General features: G+C 62.1%; 21 protein-coding genes and 2 pseudogenes. 12 read left to right on the top strand and 11 right to left on the bottom strand.

The annotated features are described in order from the left end of the window. Window positions 1–41: 41 nt before the first annotated feature. Both RI03_RS24215 and RI03_RS23090 read right to left on the bottom strand, forming a co-directional pair. Window positions 42–185, bottom strand: coding sequence for a hypothetical protein (locus RI03_RS24215; RefSeq protein ID WP_170318431.1), 144 nt, complete (start codon window positions 183–185; stop codon window positions 42–44). A gap of 18 nt (window positions 186–203) precedes the next feature. Then, window positions 204–957 (bottom strand): annotated as a pseudogene (locus RI03_RS23090) (IS5 family transposase). Between the two features lie 101 nt (window positions 958–1,058). On the opposite strand from RI03_RS23090, the gene RI03_RS20165 reads away from it, so the two are divergent. Beyond that, entirely contained in the window at window positions 1,059–1,607 is a 549-nt protein-coding gene (locus RI03_RS20165; RefSeq protein ID WP_238542476.1) for a hypothetical protein, read from the top strand. Window positions 1,608–1,708: 101 nt separating this feature from the next. Further along, entirely contained in the window at window positions 1,709–2,326 is a 618-nt protein-coding gene (locus RI03_RS22430) for a nuclear transport factor 2 family protein (protein ID WP_010219535.1), read from the top strand. Between the two features lie 302 nt (window positions 2,327–2,628). Here RI03_RS22430 and RI03_RS20155 read toward each other — a convergent pair whose 3' ends face one another. After that, a complete protein-coding gene (locus RI03_RS20155; protein ID WP_010219534.1) occupies window positions 2,629–3,192 on the bottom strand; it encodes a TetR/AcrR family transcriptional regulator in 564 nt (187 codons plus the stop codon). A 76-nt stretch (window positions 3,193–3,268) separates the two neighbouring features. Here RI03_RS20155 and RI03_RS20150 point away from each other — a divergent pair, with 76 nt between their 5' ends. Together RI03_RS20150 and RI03_RS20145 are read left to right on the top strand one after the other, a co-directional pair. Continuing rightward, entirely contained in the window at window positions 3,269–4,189 is a 921-nt protein-coding gene (locus RI03_RS20150) for an aldo/keto reductase (RefSeq protein WP_026046913.1), read from the top strand. A gap of 147 nt (window positions 4,190–4,336) precedes the next feature. Further along, the gene (locus RI03_RS20145; RefSeq protein ID WP_010219532.1) at window positions 4,337–5,539 is read left to right on the top strand and encodes an IS1182 family transposase; all 1,203 of its coding nucleotides are present in this window, start codon (window positions 4,337–4,339) and stop codon (window positions 5,537–5,539) included. A 4-nt stretch (window positions 5,540–5,543) separates the two neighbouring features. On the opposite strand, the gene RI03_RS20140 is transcribed toward RI03_RS20145, so the two are convergent. Further along, window positions 5,544–8,441 (bottom strand): Tn3 family transposase, encoded by a 2,898-nt coding sequence (locus tag RI03_RS20140; protein WP_010219531.1) that lies wholly within the window; start codon window positions 8,439–8,441, stop codon window positions 5,544–5,546. A gap of 94 nt (window positions 8,442–8,535) precedes the next feature. Here RI03_RS20140 and RI03_RS20135 point away from each other — a divergent pair, with 94 nt between their 5' ends. From RI03_RS20135 to RI03_RS20125, 3 genes are all read left to right on the top strand, one after another. Further along, window positions 8,536–9,165: a recombinase family protein gene (locus tag RI03_RS20135; RefSeq protein WP_010219530.1), complete on the top strand. Its 630-nt coding sequence runs from the start codon at window positions 8,536–8,538 to the stop codon at window positions 9,163–9,165. A gap of 10 nt (window positions 9,166–9,175) precedes the next feature. Beyond that, window positions 9,176–10,471 (top strand): hypothetical protein, encoded by a 1,296-nt coding sequence (locus RI03_RS24925; protein ID WP_238542475.1) that lies wholly within the window; start codon window positions 9,176–9,178, stop codon window positions 10,469–10,471. A gap of 120 nt (window positions 10,472–10,591) precedes the next feature. Next, complete coding sequence (locus tag RI03_RS20125; protein WP_010219528.1) at window positions 10,592–10,828, top strand: transposase; 237 nt, start codon at window positions 10,592–10,594, stop codon at window positions 10,826–10,828. Between the two features lie 183 nt (window positions 10,829–11,011). Here the strand turns inward: RI03_RS20125 and RI03_RS20120 are convergent, their stop codons facing one another. The 3 genes from RI03_RS20120 to RI03_RS20110 all read right to left on the bottom strand — a co-directional run bounded on the left by RI03_RS20120 (window position 11,012) and on the right by RI03_RS20110 (window position 13,040). Then, entirely contained in the window at window positions 11,012–11,968 is a 957-nt protein-coding gene (locus tag RI03_RS20120) for an aldo/keto reductase (RefSeq protein ID WP_081504302.1), read from the bottom strand. A gap of 145 nt (window positions 11,969–12,113) precedes the next feature. Further along, window positions 12,114–12,494 (bottom strand): hypothetical protein, encoded by a 381-nt coding sequence (locus tag RI03_RS20115; protein ID WP_051007319.1) that lies wholly within the window; start codon window positions 12,492–12,494, stop codon window positions 12,114–12,116. A 198-nt stretch (window positions 12,495–12,692) separates the two neighbouring features. Continuing rightward, window positions 12,693–13,040, bottom strand: a complete 348-nt coding sequence (locus tag RI03_RS20110; protein ID WP_010219525.1) for a hypothetical protein — start codon at window positions 13,038–13,040, stop codon at window positions 12,693–12,695. 186 nt (window positions 13,041–13,226) lie between these two features. Here RI03_RS20110 and RI03_RS20105 point away from each other — a divergent pair, with 186 nt between their 5' ends. Next, window positions 13,227–14,114: an AraC family transcriptional regulator gene (locus RI03_RS20105; protein ID WP_010219524.1), complete on the top strand. Its 888-nt coding sequence runs from the start codon at window positions 13,227–13,229 to the stop codon at window positions 14,112–14,114. Window positions 14,115–14,241: 127 nt separating this feature from the next. Here RI03_RS20105 and RI03_RS20100 read toward each other — a convergent pair whose 3' ends face one another. After that, window positions 14,242–14,703: a hypothetical protein gene (locus RI03_RS20100; protein WP_010219523.1), complete on the bottom strand. Its 462-nt coding sequence runs from the start codon at window positions 14,701–14,703 to the stop codon at window positions 14,242–14,244. Continuing rightward, entirely contained in the window at window positions 14,700–15,662 is a 963-nt protein-coding gene (locus tag RI03_RS20095) for an NAD(P)H-binding protein (RefSeq protein ID WP_010219522.1), read from the bottom strand. Before RI03_RS20095 ends, RI03_RS20100 begins: the two co-directional genes overlap by 4 nt. Before the next feature lie 193 nt (window positions 15,663–15,855). On the opposite strand from RI03_RS20095, the gene RI03_RS20090 reads away from it, so the two are divergent. The 4 genes and pseudogenes from RI03_RS20090 (at window position 15,856) to istB (ending at window position 20,447) form a co-directional block, all read left to right on the top strand. Beyond that, window positions 15,856–16,248: a lysozyme inhibitor LprI family protein gene (locus tag RI03_RS20090; RefSeq protein WP_170318430.1), complete on the top strand. Its 393-nt coding sequence runs from the start codon at window positions 15,856–15,858 to the stop codon at window positions 16,246–16,248. Between the two features lie 891 nt (window positions 16,249–17,139). Continuing rightward, window positions 17,140–17,889: a nuclear transport factor 2 family protein gene (locus RI03_RS24920; RefSeq protein ID WP_238542474.1), complete on the top strand. Its 750-nt coding sequence runs from the start codon at window positions 17,140–17,142 to the stop codon at window positions 17,887–17,889. A 212-nt stretch (window positions 17,890–18,101) separates the two neighbouring features. Beyond that, a pseudogene (gene istA, locus RI03_RS20075) lies at window positions 18,102–19,590 on the top strand (IS21 family transposase). Continuing rightward, entirely contained in the window at window positions 19,587–20,447 is an 861-nt protein-coding gene (gene istB, locus RI03_RS20070) for an IS21-like element helper ATPase IstB (RefSeq protein ID WP_010219517.1), read from the top strand. The pseudogene istA and the gene istB overlap by 4 nt, the downstream one beginning before the upstream one ends. 53 nt (window positions 20,448–20,500) lie before the next feature. On the opposite strand, the gene RI03_RS20065 is transcribed toward istB, so the two are convergent. Both RI03_RS20065 and RI03_RS20060 read right to left on the bottom strand, forming a co-directional pair. Then, entirely contained in the window at window positions 20,501–21,703 is a 1,203-nt protein-coding gene (locus tag RI03_RS20065; protein ID WP_010219516.1) for an HsdM family class I SAM-dependent methyltransferase, read from the bottom strand. 125 nt (window positions 21,704–21,828) lie between these two features. Then, complete coding sequence (locus tag RI03_RS20060) at window positions 21,829–22,404, bottom strand: recombinase family protein (protein ID WP_010219515.1); 576 nt, start codon at window positions 22,402–22,404, stop codon at window positions 21,829–21,831. Between the last annotated feature and the right edge of the window lie 368 nt (window positions 22,405–22,772).

The raw sequence follows: 22,772 nt of genomic DNA, 5'->3' as shown, positions 1-22,772 counted from the left end.
CGCAGCCTCTCGATGCTTGCGGTAACCGTGGTCCGCTACAGCTAGGATTTTGCGCATTCCGCGGTTGCGACCACCCGGGCCTTCTCCTGCTCGCTCCAGCATTCCTCGATGAACGTTTCAATCAATTCCCGCTGGAGCAGCTTCTCCGTCAGCGCTCCAAGCACGCGATGCTCGAGCTGCAGCATGTTGATTGGCTCGGCAGATCAGAGCCAGAAGATGACGGTGGCGCCGAGGGCGATAGCGGAGAAGAAGACGGTCGGGCATCGATCGTAGCGAGTGGCGACGCGGCGCCAGTCCTTCAGACGACCGAACATAATCTCGATACGGCTCCGGCTTCGGTAGCGGCGCTTGTCATATTTGACGGGGGTGATCCGGGATTTTCGGCCCGGAATGCAGGGCGTTATGCCTTTGCTTGAAGGGCGTCCCTGTACCAGTCTGCGTCATAGCCGCGGTCGCCCAGCATCCACTGCGCCTTGGGTAGATCGTCAAGCAGCGCGGCAGCGCCGGTGTAGTCGCTGACCTGGCCAGCGGTCATGAAAAAGCTGAGCGGCTACCTTTGCATCGGTCACGGCGTGCAGCTTCGTATTCATACCGCCTTTGGTGCGACCGATGAGCGCCCAAGGCCCCCTTTTTAACCCGCAGGCTCGACGCCGTACGGTGCGCTTTCAGGTAAGTCGCGTCGATCATGATCGTCTTCGGCGTGGCGCTCGCGGCGGCCAGCCCTTCCATCATGCGCAGGAACACGCCCCTTTCGCCCCACCGCTTCCATCGGTTGTAGAGCGTCTTGTGTGGGCCATACTCCCGAGGGGCATCGCACCAGCGCAGCCCGTTGCGGTTGACGAACACGATACCGCTCAACACCCGCCGGTCATCAACCCGTGGCTTGCCATGGCTCTTGGGAAAATACGGCTCGAGCCGCGCCATCTGCTCGTCGGTCAGCCAGTACAGGTCGCTCATCCTCGGTCTCCTCACGGAGCCTGAATCAGATCGAGCCGCTCAGATCAATGGGTCCTGACCCTAGCGAATGGGCCGACCGCGTCGCGATAACGGACGTGATTATGCGTGAGCGTTGGGCAAGAGAAACCCACAATGCCGAAGTCGCAACCTCATGCTACCATCCTGAAGCGTTGGTCGAAGTCTCCTGGTTCAAGGGTACGGCTGCGGCGTTCATCGAGACGGGAAAGCGCGAGCCGTCGGATACGGTCAATTTCGACTCGATGAGTCCTCCCGTGATTTGGGTGTGTAACCGCCGGGCGATCGCCGAAACCTCCTGCGCCGTCCATACCGTCCTGACGCTGGAGGGCGTCGACACCATCAACATCAGCTATACCCGTCTGCTATGGCGCCTCCAGAACGTCGGTGGTCGATGGCTTATTTTCGGTTTGCGCGGGATTTACATCCGCGACACGTTGGCCGCCTGCAAGCCGAACCAGGACGTCAAGCTGGATGAAGGCAAACTCGCCGGTTTCAGGGCATCCTACCGCTACCTGAGCTACGTGCTCGCGGCGAGCGGCCGACCCGCGCGCGACGACCTTCCGGGCGTGGATCGCCCCGAAACGGTCGATGCCCTGCGCTTAGCAGAACGCCGGTGGCTGGAGCAGGTCTGATGCAAGGTCGGCGGCCGCCAAGTGGTACACGGTCGCGAGCCTGTGCCAAGCTGCGATCGGCGTGCCGATGTCCGTATCAATCTCTTGTTCCTTGAGCGCCCGTGACTTTTTCCTCGCACGAGGCGCTCGATCGGCTTGCCGTTACCGACATGATCGTACGCGAGCGTGCGGCTCGCGATGCGGGGTTATGGTCGGACATGGGCGCGTTCTACCATCCAGGTTCGACCGTCGACATTTCATGGTTTACCGGCAGCGGCACGCAATTTACGGCTGCCACCAGGGAAGCGGCCGGCGGTCCTCTTTATACATTCCACCAGATGGGCGCCTCGGCCGTAACGATCCTGGCTGATCGCGCGTTGGTCGATTCCAATTGCACGGTGCACGCATTCACGGCCATCGACGGGGTCGAGGTTGATGTCGTCAGTTACTGCCGCTTGCAGTGGCGCGCGCAGCGCGACGGCGCGCACTGGCTGATCGCCGGCTTGCGCTCGATCTACATCCGCGACGTGCTTGCTGCGGTGAACCCGCGACAAGTGCCCGATCTCGACCTTGCGTTGCTCGCTGGGTTCCGACCGTCGTATCGCCACATCGCCTATCTGGCGGGGAAGAGCGGATCTACGGTACGAAACGACCTCCCGGGTGTAGATCGGCCCGAAACGATTGCCGTGCTGCGTGTGGGCGAGCAGAAGTGGCTGGCCCAAGGCGGCACCGTGCCGTAGTCGAGCTTCGCGCTCAGATCCCTTTGATGTGACCAAAGAGTCTCCTGGACGATAGGTTTCATCCGGCGCACGATTGTCGGTGAAGATACAGTGGCACCGCGATCGCGACTGGGACACCGGCGATCACGCACGATCGATCAGCAGCTTCCTCTCTACTCCAATCCCTGCTCTTTACGGGGACGGGCTAGAGGATGTTCGGAATCGTACGCTAAACGCCCTACCGTCCTAATTAGGATGGAGAAACGGGAAAGCGCATGGGTTGCCTGTTCGGGTTACAAGCAAAAACGATCGCTTCCGCGCCGTCAATGTTGCTTCAACCCCGCCAGCAGCAGTCCGAGCATTCGCCGCGTCTGATCGACTTGCGATGCCGCGTTGGCCGCCAACGCCATTCCTAGCAGGCCAAGCGTAACATCGTCCGGCGACACGTCGTCCCGCAGCGTTCCGTCTGCGCCGCCGGCGCTCAGGAACCTGCCGACAACGGCGTTGATCCTAAGACGTATGGTTGAGGCGGCGTTGTCCCTCGGCGTGATCCCGACGCGCAAGGCGTCTTGCATCGCGTGCTTGGTCGCGACGAAGTGCAAGTAATCGTCGAGCCAGTGCCGCATAGCGTCGGACGCCGTAGATGTGGCCAGCAGGGCGTCCGCCCGCCGGTCCAGTGCGTCAAGTTCTAGACGGTACACCGCCTCCACCAGCGACTCGCGCGTCGGGAAATGGCGGTACAGCGTGCCGATGCCGACCCCGGCCGCCTTGGCGATCATGTCCAGAGTCACCGGGCCGCCATCGCTGGCGAACAGCGCGTCGGCCTCGGCCACAAGCCGCTCGCGGTTCTTGAGGGCATCGGCGCGACGTGGGCCGGCAGTGGACAATCGGGGGTAACTCCATCAAAGCAGGGAACAACCGGAGCCTCCTCCGTTTGTTCTGGTTATCACAGGAGCAAGTCCAATGACCTCACCGACTCCGTTAGCAGGTGCGCGCGCAGGTACCTATAAGCTGGGTGAGCGATCCGTCGCGCGGATGGGCTACGGTGCGATGCAGTTACGCAAATTCGCTTCCGAACCAGCCAAGGCTACTGCTCTGCTAGAACGCGCTGTCGAATTGGGCGTCGACCATTTCGATACCGCGCAGTTCTATGGCGATGGAGCAATCAATTCGCTGATCGGGCGCGTGGCCCGGGCACATGCGGGCGTTACCGTCGCCAGCAAGATCGGGGCCGATCCCAACCCGGGCGGCAAAGTGCCGATGCGGCCCGCGCAGCGACCCGAGCAGCTGCGCGCTAGCGTAGAGGACAATCTCCGTAGCCTCGGGCTCGATCACATCCCAGTGGTAAACCTGCGGCGGCTCGAAGCCGGGCCGGGCCTGCGCGCCGAGGGCGATCAGTTGGTGAACGTCGACGACCAGCTAGCGGTAATGGTAGCGCTCCGCGACGAGGGCAAGATCGGTGCGGTAGGGCTCAGCGCGGTGGGTCTGGAGACCGTCGAGCGCGCATTGCCGGTGGGTATCGCCTGTGTTCAGAACGCCTACAGCCTGGTGAACCAGGAGTTTGAGGACGTGCTGGCGCTTTGCCGTCGCGAGAACATCGCCTGGGTCCCGTTCTTCCCGCTCGGCGGAGCCTATCCGGGGATGCCTAAGGTGGTCGAGCAGCCCGAGATCGTCGCGGTCGCTGGAGAGTTGGGGGTCACCCCCACGCAGGTGGGTCTGGTCTGGCTGCTAGCTCACGCGCCCAACATTCTGCTGATCCCCGGCACCGCCGACCTTGTGCACCTAGAGGAGAACGTCGCGGCGGCGGCAGTGGACCTCCCCGCCGACCTACTCGCCAAGCTCGACGCCTTCGACCCGCCCCCGCCGGGCGACATCGCCGTTTAGCGGACGCGATCCCTCTGGAGGCGCAATGCTGCTTCCCACAAACGAACGACGATCGAGCAAGCATCGGCGTTCTCGGAAACGATCCAGACCGTGTGAAAAGTCGCGTCTGCGATTCCACCAGGGTGCAGATCGGCGTATTCTACGGGGATGGCGTATATCGAGGGTCACGCGCGACACCAGGCGCTGCTGTTGCCGGCATCGGTTGAGGATTACGTATCGGCGGACAACCCGGTGCGCTTCATCAATGCCTTCGTCGACGATCTTGATCTGGGTGATGCAGGTTTCCTGCGGTCGCGGCCCAAGGCGACGGGTCGACCTGGTTTTGATCCGGGCGATATGCTGAAGCTGTACCTGTACGGGTATCTCAACCGAGTGCGGTCGAGCCGTCGCCTGGAGGCGGAAGCGGTACGCAACCTGGAGGTGATCTGGCTGCTGCGGGGGTTGCGGCCTGACTTCAAGACCATAGCCGACTTCCGCCGCGACAACCGGTTCGCGTTCAAGGCGGTCTTCCGCGCCTTCGTGCTCCTGTGCCGCAAGCTCGATCTGTTCGGGCGCGAGCTGCTGGCGGTGGATGGAACACGGCTGAAGGCGGTGAACAGTCGGACGCGCAACTTCACGAAGGCCAAGCTCGACAAGTACATCAAGTCCGCCGACGAGCGGCTCGAGACGTACCTCGGGCAGTTGGATAACGCCGACCGTGGCGAGGAGGCAGGCACGACCAGACGGAGCGAGGCACTGGCGGCGAAGATCGCGAAGGTGCGTGAGCAGCGTCAGGTCAACCAGGCGATGCTGGAGCAACTAAAGGCCAGTGGCGAGAGCCAGATTTCGCTCACCGACCCGGACGCCCGCGCGATGGCGGCCCATCCCAAGGTCGGCGTCGGCTATAACGCACAGGTCGCAGTCGATGCCAGGCACAAGCTGATCGCCGAACAGCATGTCACCAACGCGGGCAGCGACCTGGGTTTTCTGGCTGAGACAGCCGGCGCCGCAAAGGACATCCTCGGCGTCGAGCGGATCGATGTGGTCGCCGACATGGGATATTACATGGGTGAGGACATTGCCGCGTGCGAGCGGGCCGGCATCACACCCTACGTCGCCCGCCCCCAGCGCGGCACGGCCGTCGGCGACGGGCGCTTTCCCAAGGAGCGGTTCCGCTACGATGAAGCCGCGGATTGCTACCACTGCCCCGCCGATCAACGGCTCGACACACGATATCGCTGGCTTCAGGGCGGTCATATCATCGTGCAATATTCAAACCCGCGTGCCTGTGGCGGTTGCGGGCTCAAGCCGCAGTGCGCCCGCGGAAACTTCCGCAGCATCAGGGGTCGGTTCCGGCTGGGGGCGGAATGACACCCTAAGCGCTGACGTCCTTGGGCCAGAGGTATTCGCCAGTGAGCAGGATGTGCGCCCAACCGAGCGGCGAGATATGGGCGAGAAGGTGATCGGGCGTATCAAGCCCTTCGCGGCGTCGGGCCTCGACGGCCAGGCCGAGATGCAGGGTGTTCCAGTAGACGACGATAGATGTGAGCAGGTTGAGGCCGGCGATCCGGTAGTGTTGGCCTTCGGTGGTGCGGTCGCGGATCTCCCCCTGACGGCCAATGCGCAGGGCATTCTTGAGCGCATGGTGTGCCTCGCCCTTGTTGAGGCCGACCTGCGTACGGCGCTGCATGCCAGCATCGAGGATCCATTCGATGATGAACAGTGTCCGCTCGATCCGGCCGACCTCGCGCAGTGCGGCCGCCAGATCGTTCTGGCGCGGATAGGCGGCGAGCTTGCGCAGGATGCGGCTCGGCGCGACCTGCCCCGCGCTCATGGTGGCTGCGCAGCGGAACAGGTCGGGCCAGTTAGAAACGATTAGCGCCTCGCGCGCCTTCCCGCCCACCAGCGGTCGTAACTCGCTTGGTGTGGCGGCGGGATCGAACACGTAGAGCCGTTTGGACGGCAGGTCGCGGATGCGCAGCACGAGGCGGTAGCCGAGCATGGCGCTGATCCCGAACAGGTGGTCGGTGAACCCGCCGGTGTCGGCGTACTGCTCCTCGATCCGTCGCCCAGCCTCGTTCATAGTCAGCCCGTCGAGCAGATAGGGTGCTTCGCTGACGGTCGCGGGGATGGTCCGTGACGCGAACGGCGCGAAGCGGTCGTTGACGTGGGCATAGGCCTTGATGCCGGGATCGTTGCCGTAGCGGGCGTTGACCGTGTTCATCGCCTCGCCCTGCCGCGCGGCGGGGTAGAACTGGCCGTCGGCCGATGCGGTAGTGCCCATTCCCCAGACCCGCGCCATCGGTAGCTCGCCCTGTGCGGAGACCACGTTCGCCAGCGCCTGCTCGATCGCCTCGCTTTCAATGTGCCAGCGCGCGAGGCGGGAGAGTTGCCAGTAATCGTGGGTGTTGCACGCCTCAGCCATCTTGCGCAGTCCCAGGTTCAGCCCCTCGGCGAGCAGGACGTTGAGCAGGCCGATCCGGTCGCCGCACGGTACGCCGGTGCGCAGATGGGTGAAGGCGTCTGTAAACCGGAGTCCGGCGTCCACTTCGAGCAGCAGGTCGGTGATGCGGACGGGCGGCAGGCGACGATACAGGTCGAGCACCAGATCATCGATGCCGTCCGGCGCATCGGCGGTCAGGCGATCGATGCGCAACGTGCCGCCCTCGATGCTGCCTTTCGGGATCGTGCCGTTGCGCGCGGCGAGACCAAGCCGGGCAAGGCCATCGGCAAGTCGCGCCTTGCGGTCGGCTAGCCAGACATGCGGGTCGGCCGGGACCGCCAGCTTCGCAGCGCGCGCGACCTCCATCGGCACAAGGACGTTCCGGAGGTCGCCGTAGCGATGCGAGCGGTCGAGCCAGATGTCGCCCGAGCGAAGCGCGTCGCGCAGGTGGAACATGACAGCTACTTCCCGAAGGCGCGCATCATCGCCGCCCTTCGCCCGCAACTGACGCCGCCATTTGGAATGCGGGCGCAGGAAATCGCCGGTCGCCGGCAGTGCGCCATTGGCGGCGATGGCGGTCGCCGCATCGAGCAGAGGCCGGGTGACCGGCGCAGCTTCGAGGTCGAGGCAGCGCAGCATGCGCGGGGCATAGCGGCGAAACCGATGATAGCCCTGATCGACATAGGCCAGCGGATCGTCGCCCAGCGTCTCCGCCAGCGTTCTGGCGGTCGCGACGAGACGGGTGAGATGCTCCCATCCCGCTGCACGCGCGACCGCATCTTCCAGTGACGCGCCGTCGCCATGCGCTTCGAGCAGCAACTGGCCGAGTGCGGCGAACCCGTCCAACGTCGCTGTAACCCCACCTCTGGTTTCCGCCGCGCGTACGTCATGCAGTTGTTTCGCCTCGCGCCAGGTGCGCCCGACGATCCGGTCATGCGTCTCGATCACCGCGTCCGCGGTCGCGGTAGCCCACTCGATGATGCAGACCGCGAGGATGGCGCGACGCCGGTCGGCACTGAGATCGCGCAGGCCATCGGCGAAGTAACGTTCGCCCTGTCGGCGCAGCCGGGCGACGCGGTGCGGTGGGACGTCGGCGAGCAAACCGGCATCAAGGTTCATCGCCCGCAGGAACTCCAACCGGTCGAGCAGCCGGTTCGCTGCGGCGGAATTGTTGCCTGGTTCAATCCGGCGCAACCAGATGAAGCGGCTGATCGCCCCCGGCAGCATCTCGGTCGTCAGCTGGTCGAGCCGGGTGCAGGCGGCCGGATCGATGCGCGTGGCGATGCGGTTCTCGATCCGGCGTTCGGCCGCGACAAGCGCATCAGCGCACAACCGCTCGATGGTCGTGATCGCGGGCAGGATGGTCATGGTGTCGTGGCAGCGGGCGATGAAGCGCCGGGCTAGATCGTCATTCGAACGTGCCTGCTCGGCTTCGATGAACAACCAGTCACGGAATGCATGTGCCAGCGCGCCCTGACCGGGAAACGTCCTGTATCCGTAGTTGGAGCGCAGCATTTCCATATGCTGCTGACGGGTCTGACGCCGGACGGCGTAACGAACGAGCGCGTTGCCGGCGATGCCGAGCTGGGCACCAAGGAAGGCGGACACCGCGATCGGGATCATCTCGCCCGGTGCGAGCATACGACCGGGATAACGCAGTGCGCAGAGTTGCAGTGCAAAGCCGATCCGGTTCTCCGGCCGGCGTCGCCTATCGATATGGATCAGGTCGTCGTCGGCCAGGATGTAATGCCGCAGCAGCGACGCCTCGTCGGTCGGCAGGTCGAGCAGCAGCGACCGTTGACGCGCGCTCAGAATATGGCGTCTCGGCATGCGGCAGTGTCCCTGTTGAACAGAAGTCTGTTTTGGACAACACTGACCCCACGCAAATCAAGGGTTTTCGAGCCCTGATTTCAGGAAGGTTCAATTGGGACACCGTGCCGCCATTTACGCCCGCGTCTCGACCGCCGACCAGTCGTGCGAACGGCAGCTGCGCGATCTTGCCGGTTTTGCCGAACGTGGCGGCTATGAGGTGATCGAGGTCTTCCGCGAAACCGCTTCAGGCATGAAGGCCAACCGCTCGGCGCGTGGCGAAGTCATGAAGCTGGCGCAGGCGCGCAACATCGATGCGATCCTCGTCACCGAACTCAGCCGCTGGGGGCGCTCGACGCAGGACCTGCTCGATACGCTCAACCGGCTGTCGGGCTGGCGCGTCTCGGTGGTCGCGATGAGCGGCATGACCTTCGAGGTCGATACGCCGCACGGGCGTATGATGGCGACGATGCTCGCAGGCATTGCGCAGTTCGAGCGCGACATGCTCAGCGAGCGGGTTCGCTCCGGCCTCGCCGCGGCACGGGCGCGGGGCCGGAAACTCGGGCGGCAGATCGGTGACCGTCCCAAATCCGACCGGCTTGCTCCCAAGGTGCTGGCGTTCATTGAAGAGGGCCGTAGCTACCGATGGATCGCCCGCGACCTGGGACTTAGCAAGAATACCGTTGCTGCAATCGTAGGACGGGCAAAGGCAGAGACGTCTTCTGATATCGATATCGCGGCGTGAGAGGTTAGGCATGAAGCAAGTGTTCCTCGTCGCGTTAATTGGCGCTTCAATGGGAACGGCGGTCGCCGCGACGCTTGCGGCGGCTCCGCATCCTCCGGCAATCGGCTGTCCACCGAGAATAGTCGATCAGGCCGCCCCGGTGACGGCCGGTCCCTATTATCTCGAGAACGCCTTTTGCCCTTCGGGGCTAAAAAGTTCTTACACCATCTCAGCGCCGTTGATTTCGCCCGATGGGCGACACTTTCTAGTCTCTGGCTATGATAGCCTGTGGATCGGGGCGATCGGATCGAACGCAGCGCCACGCGTTATCGCGTCGCGCATCACCGTCCCAGGTCTTGGCTATAGCAAGGCGCCACCCTTCGCGTGGAGGGATGACTCAAAGGCAATCCTTGGGGTCCGTCAGGATACTATGCGGCCGAGCGGTTTCGCGCTCGGCCCGCTCTCGCCGATCGAAATACCAAATGATGGAGAACCGCGCCCCTTACCTTTGCTCAAGGATGTAGCTGGCGGACTCGACGGCATACTTTGGGTCGGTGGTGGCGGGCTGGCCTTGGCCGAATTTGGCACAAAGGGGGGCTATTACCGCCCTGAACACGACGATCCGACGCCGACGCTCGCCATTGTCGATGGGCGCAGAGGCAAGGTGCTCCAGGCCGTTCCTATGCCGCTATCGCATGGCGAGCAACCGCGAACCCTAGTTGGCGACATCGACGCGCGGCTCGACCGGCAGGGTAATATCTTTGCTTTGTTTGTGCTCAATGGTGGCCGATGGTTTGAGTGGCAACAGGGCAAACTACCCCGCGAGACGCTGCTTCATCCCGGCCCCAACGGCTCTTGGAAGTTTGCTTTAGCCCCGAACCTGAAGACAGTATTGATCGGGCACGGCTTAAGCGCGGGCGGCGTGATTTGCGAGCATTACAGTGGCACCCCCCGCAGACCGGAATGTGAGGAGCGCACCCCGCAGAGTGGGGCGGTAGCCGATCTCTGGGACGTCCAGACCGGTCGTAGGTTATGGAGTATCGCCGGCACCGCATACGACTTCTCGCACACCTACCGGCCTACGATCAGTCCGGACGGGCGCTATGCGCTGGTATCAATGCCGGTTGGCAAGGGGCCGCATCGGGAAACGATCGCGCTGGTCTCCATGGCCGATGGAAGCGAGATCCAGCGGTTCAACATACCCGAATCCTACGATTTCGTCCTTCGGTTCGGCCACGATGGTCGTTCCTTTTCCATCGATGGTTCACTCGCCATCCTCACCTATCGCCTTGCTGAAAAGCGCCAGAAACCAGCTTCCTCGGAATGAGGTGGCGCCGCGCCTCCCAAGCAAACCTTCTGTTATACACCAAGCATTGCCGTTCTGCTTAGGGTGTCATTTCGCCCTCAGCCGGAACCGACCCCCATCACGCGGTGGGAAGGTGAGGCTGTGCTTGACCGCATGGCGATACGTCTCGCCGCCCGACCCGGGATCCTGGATATTCGCCGCGAGACGGTCGAGCACCCGTTCGGTTCAATCAAGCAATGGATGAACCAGGGTGCCTTCCTGATGCGTGGGCTCGACAAGGTGCGGGCCGAGTTCAGTCTGACGGCACTCGCCTATAATCTCAGACGGGCGATAAACCTGGTCGGCGTACAGGGGCTGATCCGGGCAGTGCAGGCCTGATCTAACGCCAAAATGTTCCATTCCTGGCCCGCCTCCGCGACTGATGGCCCTCTATCGGTGGCCCTGTATCGCCTTTAACCCTCTGCCACTATCCCCGCCCCCATCCAGTGCATTCCAGGCGCGGCATCAGCCAACGGCGAGTTTCCGTACAGTCTGGATCGTTTGTGGGAACGGCAGCAACTATCAATGGTTCGAGCGGTCTCCGCTAGCTGAGCCTTTCGGAACCGCTCCCTCGATCGCGGCCAGCGCATCGGTCGAAATCTGCATCGGCGCTGCCAGAGCTTCACGGAGTCGTTGCACCGTCCGGGCACCCACCAATGGAATGATGTCGTCACCTTGGCTGAGAACCCAAGTAATGGCGGCCTGAGCGACGGTCATACCCTGGCTTCTCGCGACCTCGGCTAACTTTTCGCTGATCTTCTGGTTCTCGTGAAGATGCGCAGATTGAAAGCGAGGATAGAACGTCGCTCGAACGTCGCCTTCGCCTGTTCCTGAGCTTCCTGTAATGAGGCCACGACCGAGGACACCGTAAGCCGTGATGCCGATTCCCAAAAGGCGGCAGATCGGAAGAACTTCGTCCTCCATGTCGCGGGATAGAAGCCCGTATTCGTACTGCAGTGCAGTGACCGGATGCGTCGCGTGAGCGCGCCGCAGGAGGGCGGCATCGACGTTCGTGACGCCGATATGCCGGATATAACCCTTCTGGACCATCTCAGCCAACGCGCCGATAGTGTCTTCGATGGGCACGCTGGGATCGGGAGCAACCATATAAAGGTCGATGCGATCGGTTCGCAGACGCTTGAGCGAATAGGATAGAGCGGTTTTAATGACCGCCGGACGCGCATCCACGCCAAGAAACGATCCGTCAGGATCGCGCAACGCTCCACATTTGACTTGGATGAACGCTTGATCGCGTCGGCCCGATAGCCCTTCAGCAAGGAGCGTTTCGTTGTCGCCCATGCCGTAGAAGTCGCCCGTATCAAAGAGCGTGACTCCATCGTCCAATGCCGCCGCGATCGTTGCCAATGAAGCCTTGCGGTCGGTGCTTCCATAAAATTCGGACATACCCATGCAACCTAAGCCGATTGCCGAAACCACTGGGCCATTAGCTCCGAGCGACCTTGTCAAAAGCGTCATCATATTCTCCTGGTTTTATATGTCCCCTTCGGATTACCCAGATCTCCGAAGAGCGCAGTGTTTCTTAGCGCACTTCGCCTAATCAATGGCACCGAAGGACGTCGTTTGTCATGACTGAAACTTGGAGTCTTCGGGGCAAGATCGGGACTTAGCGCAATCCGATGCCGAACGGGTGTATCAAGGCACGGCCAAATGCACGCAACTGTGTCGCGTTTGGCGCAATGCCCAGCCCCATGTAGAGCATTGCATTACCAATCTCGTTGATCTCTAGTATCTGATCTTGCTGCAAATCAAATCTGGTGACGTATACATTCTGGTAGGGCTTTTCCGATTTCTGCGTAATCATATCGCCTTTACCAAAGAAATATACCTCTTTACCGCTCCTCGATACCTTCCATTTTGTATCGACCCACTTGAGCTTGCGAAAGTTGAACATTAGGCCTTTGGTATAGGCTAATACCTCTGTTTGACCCTTCATAACAGCAACAATGGTTCCTTTGCGTTTGCCCAGTGAGACTTGATCGAACATGCCAGGATCCGTAACATGTTTGGTATGGCGAAAGATCTGCCGCACATCGTCGGCAAGTGTTTGCTCGACGCCACGAAGGTCTTTATTCTCAACACACTCAATGTACCTCTGGCAAAGAATCAGAGCGGGGTTTATCGCGGACAATTAGCATCTCCCAGATTGGTGTTGCTTGAATATAGGTCAAAAGGTTCGAGCAGATTACTTATTTCCGTCCCAAGAAAGAAGCTGCTCGCCGACACTCTTCGGGTATCCGAAGCGCTCAAATCGTGGTGTCCACCAGCGTGTGAACACGGACTCATAAGTTTTCAGTTTGTCGGCGAACTCGGCGAAGCTCACGCCTTCGTCGAATTCTAGATAGACGATGAGGAGAGCGCTGCCGTCATCGTTCGGTTGAAGCCACATTCGCTCACGGTGATAGCCAACATCGTATGCTCGATCTGCAAGGCCGGTAAGGTCCTCATTTAAGTCAGCAAGTAGATTGCGGAACTCGCCGATCTGCGCTTCGGCGATAGGCAAAACCCAAGCAGTAGAGGCTGTCTTTGCCATCGATCGATCCTCGGTTGCTGTTCGGATGCCGTGAGCACCTATTGACGCGACGCGCCTGTTTTCGCACAAACCGCCTGTTCGATTGCTATCACTTCATCCCCATCGGAACGCCTCGAAACCTATCGTTCTTTTGCCTAAAGCTATCAGAATCTTGGTTGTGGTGATCGATGGTGCTATAGATGGCGGATGGACGAGTTGTTTCAACGAATGCGAAAACGGGTGCTTGCCCACTCTGCCGGGGTGAACACCACCACAGCCATTCCAGACCTTAGCCTTGGGGTGCTGCATAAACCGCTGATCCCTGAAACCGCCTTTTCCGAGCCAATGGTCTGCATCGTTTTGCAGGGAGTGAAGCAGGTGCTCGTAGGCGACAGAATGTTGCGGTATGATCACTCCAAATGCTTTGCTTCGGCTGTCGAACTCCCGGCGACCGGATGCGTGTTGGAAGCAGATGCCGATCGCCCCTTTATCGCGGCAGGTCTTACACTCGATCCCAATACATTATCTGACCTTGCGCAGGGCATTCCTTTTACCCCCGATACCAGCGCTTCAAATGGGTTCGGTGTGGCCAATGTATCCACGGAATTGCTTGAAGCGTTCGACAGTCTTCTCGCCCTTCTTGATCGACCAAAGGACATTTGCTTACTCGCCGCAGGCCGTAAGCGTGAGGTACTGTATGAGTTGCTGCGGGGAGAACACGGTCCGATGCTACGGCAGTCAATCCGATCCGAAACGCAGCCCTTCGCGATCAGGCGGGTGATCCGCATAATGAGGGAACGGTTGGATGAGCCGCTTTCTAACGATCGGCTTGCAACGTATGCAAACATGAGTGTTCCCACTTTCTACCGGCAGTTCAAGGCTTTGACAGGCTCAAGCCCGCTTCAATACTTGAAGCTGGTCCGACTGCATGAGGCACGTAAAAAGCTGGCAGCCGATGCGAGTGCTACGCGCGCAGCCTACGCGGTTGGTTATGAAAGCCCATCTCAGTTCAGCAGGGAGTATCTGAGAATGTTCGGCATATCGCCGGCTCAGGATGCTGCTCGGATGCAAGCTCGGTTCCCAGTTCTCGCCTAACGGCCGTTTCCCGATTGGGATCGAGAAATGAGAAAGGTGCAGCATTCCCAAAACCTGTAAATATCAGCGCTTATGGGCACGGCCTGTCAGCGGCAGATGTGACGTCACGGCGCGTAACCGATTACCGTCACCCGCGTCCTACAGACGTTTCAGCAGCAGCTCCCGCTCTTGCCGGCAGGCCTCGGTAAAAACGACCAGCGGGGCTACGAACTCTCTTATCGTTTAGGATCTGCTCTCTGTAGTCCACCGCCGGCCGGCGGTACGAAGCGAGAAGCTCGGAGATAGCTGTCTCGGCGGCCATGATCACCGGTGCCGAGCTCGCAATGCGGACGCGCCCTACTAGGGTCATCATCCGCACGATCAGATCCGGCCGGTCGATCGTGTGATCGAGCGAATCAAGCAGCAGCTCCGATGCAACCTGATTGAACTCGGTATAAAGCGTCGAGCGTTGGTCGAGATCCTTGCTAAGCCGCTCACGCGTCCCTTGATGGCGTTGCGTAAAATAGGTGGTCACGGACGACAAAATTCCGCCGACCAACGACCCCCCCAACGCTGCTAGCGCCGTCATGGATGTCGTATCCACCATCATAACGAACCCATCCCGATCAGCGTCTCGCGTACCGCAACCGGTAACGGTGTGCGGGGCTCTCTACCGAGAACCGCCTTAATTCGGTCGTTGCTCATGTGCGTGGGTGTAATCCAGAGATAGCGCATTTCTGCGAGTTCCCGGAACAGCGGCACAAATGGCGACAGCAGCCTCATCACCAGCCAGGGAAACTTGCCGACCTTGATCTTGCGTCCGGCCGCAGCCGCCTGGATGGCGGCGATCATCGCGGTGCCGTCTGCATCCCAATGGCCCTCCATGTGGAATACCGCAAACCGGTCGAGCGCCTCGCGCTTCTCCAAGAGTTGTACCATCGTCTCCGCGACATCGGGCAGATACGCCCATTGATGACCAACACCCTGCTTGCCGGGATAGGAAATAGCGGTAACGGGAATATTCGGCTTCACCAGCCCTTGTGAAAACCAGTTGTTAGCCGCTTTTGGTCCGAAAAAGTCCCCGGCGCGAACGATCAGCACGGGCACTCCCGTATCGGCGGCATGGCGTAACCGTCCCTCCATCTCGACCCGGATGCCGCCCTTCACCGTTGTCGGATTCTGTGGCGAGGTCTCGCGTAATTCGGGGAAAGCGTCAGGGCCGAAATTGTAGACTGTTCCTGGCAGCACGATCCGCGCGCCAACTGCGCGCGCTGCCTCGATGGTGTTGTCCAGCATCGGCAGGACAAGTTTGCCCCAGTTGCGATAGCCCGGTGGGTTTACGGCGTGCACGATGACGCTTGCCCCCTCCGCGGCGGCGAGAACGTCAGCCGCCGACATCGCATCGCCCTTCATCCACAGGATGCCTGACGCCGCGTCGGCGTCGCTGACCGTCAAGGGATTGCGATTGAGCGCGCGGACGAGCCAGCCTCGTGCGACAAGCCGCCGCGCGACCTCCCCGCCGACACCGCCGGTTGCGCCTAGTACGAGTGCTGTATGCTGGGTGGTCATGTTCGCGTCCTCCGTTTGATGTCTCAATGTGGAGGTATTCGGGTAGGTAAGTAATTGGCTAAAATGCTTCACCGGTTATACGAAAAGCAGTAAGCCCATGGTCTGTCCGGACACGACCAGGCGCGGTCGCGAGATAATAGCGGGGTGCGTCTCCGCTGGGTCGGCGACTGGAATTACAAGGATGATCTTAATAATGTTCGCCGCGTTGCTGGTTGCACCCGTAGCCGTCGCTTTGCGGGTACAGACCAGCGAGGACGCCCATGTGCAGCATGAGCGTCGACTGGCGGACACCGCGCTCAACGCTCAATATCGCCGAACGATGGATGCCATGGTGCTGGCCGACCGGACACGCGACGATGAGTTAAAGAAGGGGATGACAAGGACCGACGGTCGTTCAAGCTCTCAAGCCGGATTGCTTGCCGCTGAGCGCGCTTGGCTCGCGTATCGCGACGCGCATTGCGTGACCGTCGGCTTCGCCTATCGCGGCGGCGCCTATCAAGACGAGGCGGAGGGCAAGTGCATCATCGATCTGACCCGCAAGCGCACATTAGAGCTGAAGCAGCTGTCTGACAGCCTCACGCACTGAGTCGGCAGGGCTGTCGGCATCATCGGGCAGCGGGAGGGTCATCGACAAGGCTGGGGTCGGGGGCTAGCGGCACTGGTCGCTCGGCCCGCAACGGGGAAGCGCGCGGCGTTAGGGAGGGAACACCCCGCCAACTGAAATGCCACTATGTCGATCATCCGCTTGATCTGCCAGAAAGCTACTCTGTGTAGGGGGCCGGTGAGAGAAGGCCCAAAAACGTACGCTAAGGGTTTGACGGGGACGGCGACGGTTGATGGTGAGGCGACAAGCATCTCAGGCCTGGAAGAGCTGCAGCACTAGATATGTCGAAGCGGACGCGCCATGCGCCGTATCACCTGCGGGGGTTGCCCATAGCGGGTCATGAACGCCCGACGCATCCGCTCGGGGTCGCTAACCCGGCCCTGCGCACAATCACGTCCACGGGTTCCGATCCGTCCTGAAGGCGTAGATAGGCCGCTTCAATGCGCAACCGCTCGATCGCCTTGGCGGGCGTCTCCCCGGTCTCCTTCCGGAACGCGCACCCGAACTGGCGCGGGTGCGTCATCGCTCGGCAGCTGAAGTACGCGCTTTGGGCCCAAACGGCTCTCCCGACTAATGCGCGGGCCCTCCACGTGAAGCCACTTCCACATAATGTCATGCCACGCGTCCGGAACGGCAGCCGCGCCCTACCGTGAATCTGTGTCCGATTAATGCACAGGGCCCGGGTAAGGAGGTGCAGGCTAGCGATCCTGCGTAGTTTCCGACCCTGTTGTGCGGCATCGATGCGCCTATCCATGCCGAGTATTTGGTGGCCTCTTCTCGCTCGAAGCCAGCACGAGCGACATGAAATTGCCACGCGTAACGCCCGCGATCCCATTTCGGTGGAAGATTACGGCATCTGGAAAGAAACTAACGATGTCGGCATCCGGTGAAATCGATCTGCTGATGACTGAGCGTAGAGTATGGCGGCGCAGGGCCCTGAAAGGCGGCATTGCTGCTCTGTGTGCGCTGGGGGTCCCTCGCCAGGCAGGGGCGGCGAGCATAACCTTGGCGAAAGGCGCGTCGCGCGCGAATGGTGATGAATGGACCGATCGCGTCGCGATTACCGACATGATCCTGCTTGAGCGCTGGGCAAGAGAAACTCACAACGCCGATGTTGCGGACACGTGCTACCATCCTGATGCGTGGATCGAAGTGTCCTGGTTCAAAGGCACGGCTTCCGAATTCATCGAGACGGGTAAGCACGAGCCTTCAGAAACGGTCAATTTCGATGCCATGAGTCCGCCCGTCATCTGGGTACAGGACAGCCGGGCAATCGCGGAAACCTCATGTGCGGTCCATACTGTCCTAGCGCTAGGCGGCATTGACGTCATCAACATCAGCTATACCCGTCTGCTATGGCGTCTCCAGAAGACCGAGGGCGGATGGCTGATCTCCGGCTTGCGGGGGATCTACATCCGCGACACGTTGGCGTCCTGCGGACCGAGCCAGTCATTCAAGATCGACGAGGAAAAACTCGCCGCGTTTCGGCCGTCCTATCGCTACCTCAGCTATGTGCTCGCTGCCAGCGGTCGGCCGGCGCGCAACGATCTTCCGGGCGTGGATCGTCCCGAGACGGTCGACGCCTTGCGAGCGGCAGAGCGCCAGTGGCTGAACCAGGTCTGACCTCGGTTGGATGGCGAGCGAAAGGCGCACTCGAACGGCACGTCGCCAAACTGCGATCCGCTTACCGACGTCTGCCGGGACGTTTTTTTGAAAGTTTGCCATGATGGATGCGGCGGTGACAAAGCAGGCCATCGGAACGCCGGCGCGGTGCTGAGCGTGGCGGAGTAAAATCCAGCCGTTGGTAGGCTGCTCTTTTTGGGGAGCGGCCGGGGATGTTTGCCGTGGAGAGCTATGCCGCCGTTCGGCGCTTCGTGTTCGTGGAGGGTCACAGCCGTCGCGAGGCGGCGCGGGTGTTCGGGCTGAACCGGGAGACGGTGGCCAAGATGTGCCGGTTCTCGCTCCCACCGGGATATACGCGCAAGGAGCCGGCGGCGAAGCCGAAGTTGGGGCTGCTGCTGCCGGTGATCGATGCGATCCTGGAAGCGGACCTAACAGCGCCGGCGAAGCAGCGGCATACGGCCAAGCGGATCTTCGAACGGCTGCGCGATGAGCATGACTTTGCCGGCGGATATACCGTGGTGAAGGGATCATGTTCGGCTCTGCCGGGCACGAGGGCGCGAGACGTTCGTGCCGCTGGCACACCCGCCGGGTCATGCGCAGGTGGATTTTGGCGAGGCGATCGGCGTGATCGGCGGCGTGCGCCAGAAGATCCACTTCCTGTGCATGGACTTGCCGCAGTCGGATGCCTGCTTTGTGAAGGCCTATCCACGCGAGACCACCGAGGCGTTCCTCGACGGGCATGTATCGGCGTTCGCGTTCTTCGACGGCGTGCCGCTGTCGATCCTGTACGACAACACGACGATCGCGGTGGCGAAGATCCTGGGCGACGGGAAGCGCGACCGCACCCGTGCCTTCACCGAGTTGTGCAGCCATTACCTGTTCCGCGATCGCTTCGCGCGCCCGGCCAAGGGCAACGACAAGGGCAAGGTCGAAGGGCTGGTCAAGTTCTCGCGCGCCAACTTCATGGTGCCGGTCCCGCACGCTGCCAGCTTCGACGATCTGAACGCGATGCTGGAAGAGCGCTGTCGCGCTCGACAGCGCGATCATGCCGGCCGCCATGCCGAGACGATCGGCGAGCGGCTGGTGGCCGATCGCGCCGCGCTGCGACCGCTGCCGGCGGTGCCGTTGGAGCCCTGCGAGAAGCGCGCTGCGCGGGTCTCGTCGATGGCGCTCGTGCGCTATCGGACCAACGACTACTCGGTGCCGACCGCCTATGGCTTCCAGGACGTGGTGGTGAAGGGCTTCGTCGCCGAGGTCGTGATCCTGTGCGGCGGCAAGGAGATCGCCCGCCACCAGCGGTGCTATGGCGAGGGCGTGTTCGTCGCCGACCCGCTCCACTATCTGGCGCTGATCGAGACCAAGCCGGGTGCGCTCGACCAAGCCGCGGCGTTGCAGGGCTGGGCGTTGCCGGATGTGTTCCAGCATCTGCGACACCTGCTCGAAGCGCGGATGGGCAACCGCGGCAAGCGTGAGTTTATCCAAGTGCTGCGCCTGCTGGAGGCGTTGCCGCTCGACATCGTCACGGATGCCGTAACCCAGGCGATCCAGATCGGCGCTGTCGGGTTCGATGCGATCAAGCTGATCGCGCTGGCGCGCATCGAGCAGCGACCCGCCCGGCTCGACCTGGCGGCGTATCCGCACCTGCCGCGAACGGCGGTCAAGACGACCTCGGCCGCCGATTACGCGGTGCTGGCGGCATGAGCGGCGCACCTGATACGATGCCGGTCGGCACGATGAGCGGCACGCCGCAGGTGCTGCTGGCGCATCACCTCAAGCAGTTGAAGCTGCCCACCGTGCTGCGCGAGTATGACAAGGTGGCCCGCGGGTGCGCGCGCGATGGCACCGACCATCCGCGCTATCTGCTGCGGCTCATCGAGCTCGAGCTGATCGACCGTGAACGGCGCACGATCGAACGGCGTATCCGGGCGGCACGGTTCCCGGCGGTGAAGAGCTTCGACACGTTCGAGTTTACCGCGATCCCGAGCCTCAACAAGATGCTCGTGCTGGAGCTTGCCCGCTGCGAGTATGTCCTGCGGCGCGAGAACATCATCGCGCTGGGCAACAGCGGCACGGGCAAGACGCATGTTGTGCTCGCCCTCGGCTTGGCCGCCTGCCAGAAGGGCTTTACCGTGACGTTCATGACCGCGGCCGCGCTGGTCAGCCAGCTACTGGAAGCGCGAGACGAACGCCGCCTGCTGAAGATGCAACGCGACCTTGCAGCGGTGAAGCTGCTGATCATCGACGAGCTTGGCTATGTGCCGCTGTCGCCCACTGGCGCCGAGCTGCTGTTCGAGGTGTTCTCCCAAAGGTACGAGCGTGGCTCCACGATCGTCACCTCCAACCTGCCGTTCGAGGACTGGACCCAGGTGCTGGGCAGCGAGCGGCTCACCGGCGCGCTGCTCGACCGGCTCACCCACCACGTCAGCATCCTGACCATGAACGGCGACAGCTATCGGCTGAAGCAGTCCGCCGGGCGCCGACGCTCCGCCGCCAGGGCGGAGCAAAACCAGGCCACCGAGATCATCGACCCCGAAACCGGCGAGATCACCGCCGCCTAGTAGACGAGGACAACGATACGAAGAGGGCCCCGATCGGGGCCCTCTTCGTATCGTCAGCCTCGCATCAACAATGGCCTGCTTTTACTCCGCCCCGCTGGCCTGGAATGCGACCGCGTTGACATCTGATCCTTATAACGATTCCACACCAGCGGACCGGTCGATACGCTGTAGCCCCAATCGGCAAGCCTCGCCGGCATCGCCTCGGCCGCGGCGATCAGGGCGCTATGCCTGGGCTCGCGGGGCGCAAGCCAAGGCTGCGATGCCGGGGAGGGGAGACCGATCGTGCCATTACGGATGACACACGCCTCGCGCTCGTTCGTCACCTCGACATAGTGGACCTGGGCGCGGCCGGGCTTGGCACCACGCTTATAGACGGCAAGCAAGGTCTCCTGCAGCACGTCCTCGAACACACCGCGGCGCGCGTGCACGAAATCGATCGCAACTGGCGGGGCCTCCTTGGCGATCAGTTCGCGCAACGCGGAATAGTAGTGCCCGGAGAGAAAGCTGGTCGGGGTGAGATAAGCGATCGTACCGCCCTTCTTGGTCCAGCGCACGGCGATGTCGGTGAACACCCCATAGAGGTTGGCATGGCCGTAAAGGCCGCGCGCGAAGCGCAGGCGCTGTTCGGGCGTGAGGGTGACGCGCCCATAAGGCGGATTGCCGATCACAAGGTCAAAGCGGGCTGCAGGCGCCTCTTCCAGCGTGTCCGCGACGCGCACGACGGTAGGGGCCGCCCGACCTGCAGCCGCGGTAACATCCGCCAGTAGTAGTTCGACCGCATTTTGCCCGAAACCGGCCGCATAGGGGTCCAGCTCCAACCCGACCAAACGCGTGCCGATTTGCCGGAGCACGATCGCCGGCTCCGCCGCAGGAAGGGCAGCGATCATCCGCTCGGCTGCAGGTAGCAAGAACGCACCTCCGCCGCTCGCTGGGTCCAGCACGCGGGCGCGAGTCCAGTCGATCCCCTGTTCCTCGGCCATGTCGAGAAGCCGGTTCGCTAACGCGGGCGGAGTGTAGAAAGCGCCGAGCGCCCCGCGCTCGCGCGCGTGAAGCAGCGTCGTGTAGAGGCCGGTCAGGAAGTAAACCGCCTCGGTGATCGGCAGGGGCGCTGCCTCACGGCCCACCGCTCCCGCTAGGTCAGCAACGGCACGATCGAGACGGCCATATGGCTTGGCGAAAGGTGGGCTGAGCTTGGCGTGGGGCCGGGCCTCCGTCTGGTAGGTCTCGATTGCAATGCGAGTGAACAGTGCCGCCATATCGCGACGACGCGGCTCGGGTAGCGTTTCCGCCCATGCGCGCGCCAGCTGACGCGTGCGAGCCAGCTCGTAACGCTGTGCCTCAAGGTCTGCAGGCAGGACGCGTGGAAGCGCAGGGGCAAGGCTCACGCCGCGGCCGAACGGTTGCGATGCTCGCGGAGCACGCGCTGCACGGTCGAACGCGATACCCGAAATAGGCTCGCGAGCTGCGACGGCGATCCCTGCCCGGATTCCGCCTTGGTGATTATCTCGGCGCGCTGCTGGCCAGTGAGGCTTGGCCGGCGTCCAAGATGCCGACCGGCTTTGCGGGCATGTGCCAGACCGTTCATGGTCCGCTCGCGGATCATAGCGCGCTCGAACTCAGCAAAGGCACCTAAGGTCTGGGTCATCAATCGACCTGCAGCCGTCGTGGTGTCCACGGCCTCAGTAAGAGACCTGAAGCCGGCACCGGCTGCAGTGATCGCCTCCAACGTGAATAAAAGGTCGCGCAACGATCGTGATAGACGGTCGAGCTTCCACACCACCAGCACGTCGCCGGGCGTCAACGCCCTAATCGCGAGCGCGAGCTCGGGACGGTCAGATTGGCCGCCTGAGGCTTCCTCCCGAAACACTGGATCGCACCCCGCCGCGCTAAGCGCAGCGAGCTGGGCAGTGAGGTCTTGATGATCGCCGCGGGACACCCGCGCATAGCCAATTTGCATCCGCTCTTCTGACACGGGATTCTGACACGCTGCAAGCCGCAGAAAAGCGTGGGTTGGCCTGCAGCGTCAAAACCGAACCCTTTCGCAACAGCCGGGACGGCAGAAAGCGTCCAATTGCGGACGTTTCACTTAGGGTCAGGACCCATTGATCTGAGCGGCTCGATCTGATTCAGGCTCCGTGAGGAGACCGAGGATGAGCGACCTGTACTGGCTGACCGACGAGCAGATGGCGCGGCTCGAGCCGTATTTTCCCAAGAGCCATGGCAAGCCACGGGTTGATGACCGGCGGGTGTTGAGCGGTATCGTGTTCGTCAACCGCAACGGGCTGCGCTGGTGCGATGAGACTGCCAAGGCACACAGGGGATAGG

The sequence above is a fragment of the Sphingomonas sp. PAMC 26621 genome (assembly GCF_000251145.1).
In the GTDB taxonomy this organism is placed as follows: domain Bacteria; phylum Pseudomonadota; class Alphaproteobacteria; order Sphingomonadales; family Sphingomonadaceae; genus Sphingomonas.
The sequence above is the reverse complement of the archived record's forward strand: the minus strand, read 5'-3'. Positions and strand labels throughout refer to the sequence as shown.

Bases quoted from the DNA above. Each gene is read 5' to 3' on its own strand.
- RI03_RS24215 (WP_170318431.1), bottom strand. From the start codon at position 185: ATGCTGCAGCTCGAGCATCGCGTGCTTGGAGCGCTGACGGAGAAGCTG.
- RI03_RS20165 (WP_238542476.1), top strand. From the start codon at position 1,059: ATGCGTGAGCGTTGGGCAAGAGAAACCCACAATGCCGAAGTCGCAACC.
- RI03_RS20150 (WP_026046913.1), top strand. From the start codon at position 3,269: ATGACCTCACCGACTCCGTTAGCAGGTGCGCGCGCAGGTACCTATAAG.
- RI03_RS20145 (WP_010219532.1), top strand. From the start codon at position 4,337: ATGGCGTATATCGAGGGTCACGCGCGACACCAGGCGCTGCTGTTGCCG.
- RI03_RS20140 (WP_010219531.1), bottom strand. From the start codon at position 8,441: ATGCCGAGACGCCATATTCTGAGCGCGCGTCAACGGTCGCTGCTGCTC.
- RI03_RS24925 (WP_238542475.1), top strand. From the start codon at position 9,176: ATGAAGCAAGTGTTCCTCGTCGCGTTAATTGGCGCTTCAATGGGAACG.
- RI03_RS20120 (WP_081504302.1), bottom strand. From the start codon at position 11,968: ATGATGACGCTTTTGACAAGGTCGCTCGGAGCTAATGGCCCAGTGGTT.
- RI03_RS20115 (WP_051007319.1), bottom strand. From the start codon at position 12,494: ATGTTCGATCAAGTCTCACTGGGCAAACGCAAAGGAACCATTGTTGCT.
- RI03_RS20110 (WP_010219525.1), bottom strand. From the start codon at position 13,040: ATGGCAAAGACAGCCTCTACTGCTTGGGTTTTGCCTATCGCCGAAGCG.
- RI03_RS20105 (WP_010219524.1), top strand. From the start codon at position 13,227: ATGGACGAGTTGTTTCAACGAATGCGAAAACGGGTGCTTGCCCACTCT.
- RI03_RS20100 (WP_010219523.1), bottom strand. From the start codon at position 14,703: ATGATGGTGGATACGACATCCATGACGGCGCTAGCAGCGTTGGGGGGG.
- RI03_RS20095 (WP_010219522.1), bottom strand. From the start codon at position 15,662: ATGACCACCCAGCATACAGCACTCGTACTAGGCGCAACCGGCGGTGTC.
- RI03_RS20090 (WP_170318430.1), top strand. From the start codon at position 15,856: ATGTTCGCCGCGTTGCTGGTTGCACCCGTAGCCGTCGCTTTGCGGGTA.
- RI03_RS24920 (WP_238542474.1), top strand. From the start codon at position 17,140: ATGTCGGCATCCGGTGAAATCGATCTGCTGATGACTGAGCGTAGAGTA.
- istB (WP_010219517.1), top strand. From the start codon at position 19,587: ATGAGCGGCGCACCTGATACGATGCCGGTCGGCACGATGAGCGGCACG.
- RI03_RS20065 (WP_010219516.1), bottom strand. From the start codon at position 21,703: ATGGCGGCACTGTTCACTCGCATTGCAATCGAGACCTACCAGACGGAG.
- RI03_RS20060 (WP_010219515.1), bottom strand. From the start codon at position 22,404: ATGCAAATTGGCTATGCGCGGGTGTCCCGCGGCGATCATCAAGACCTC.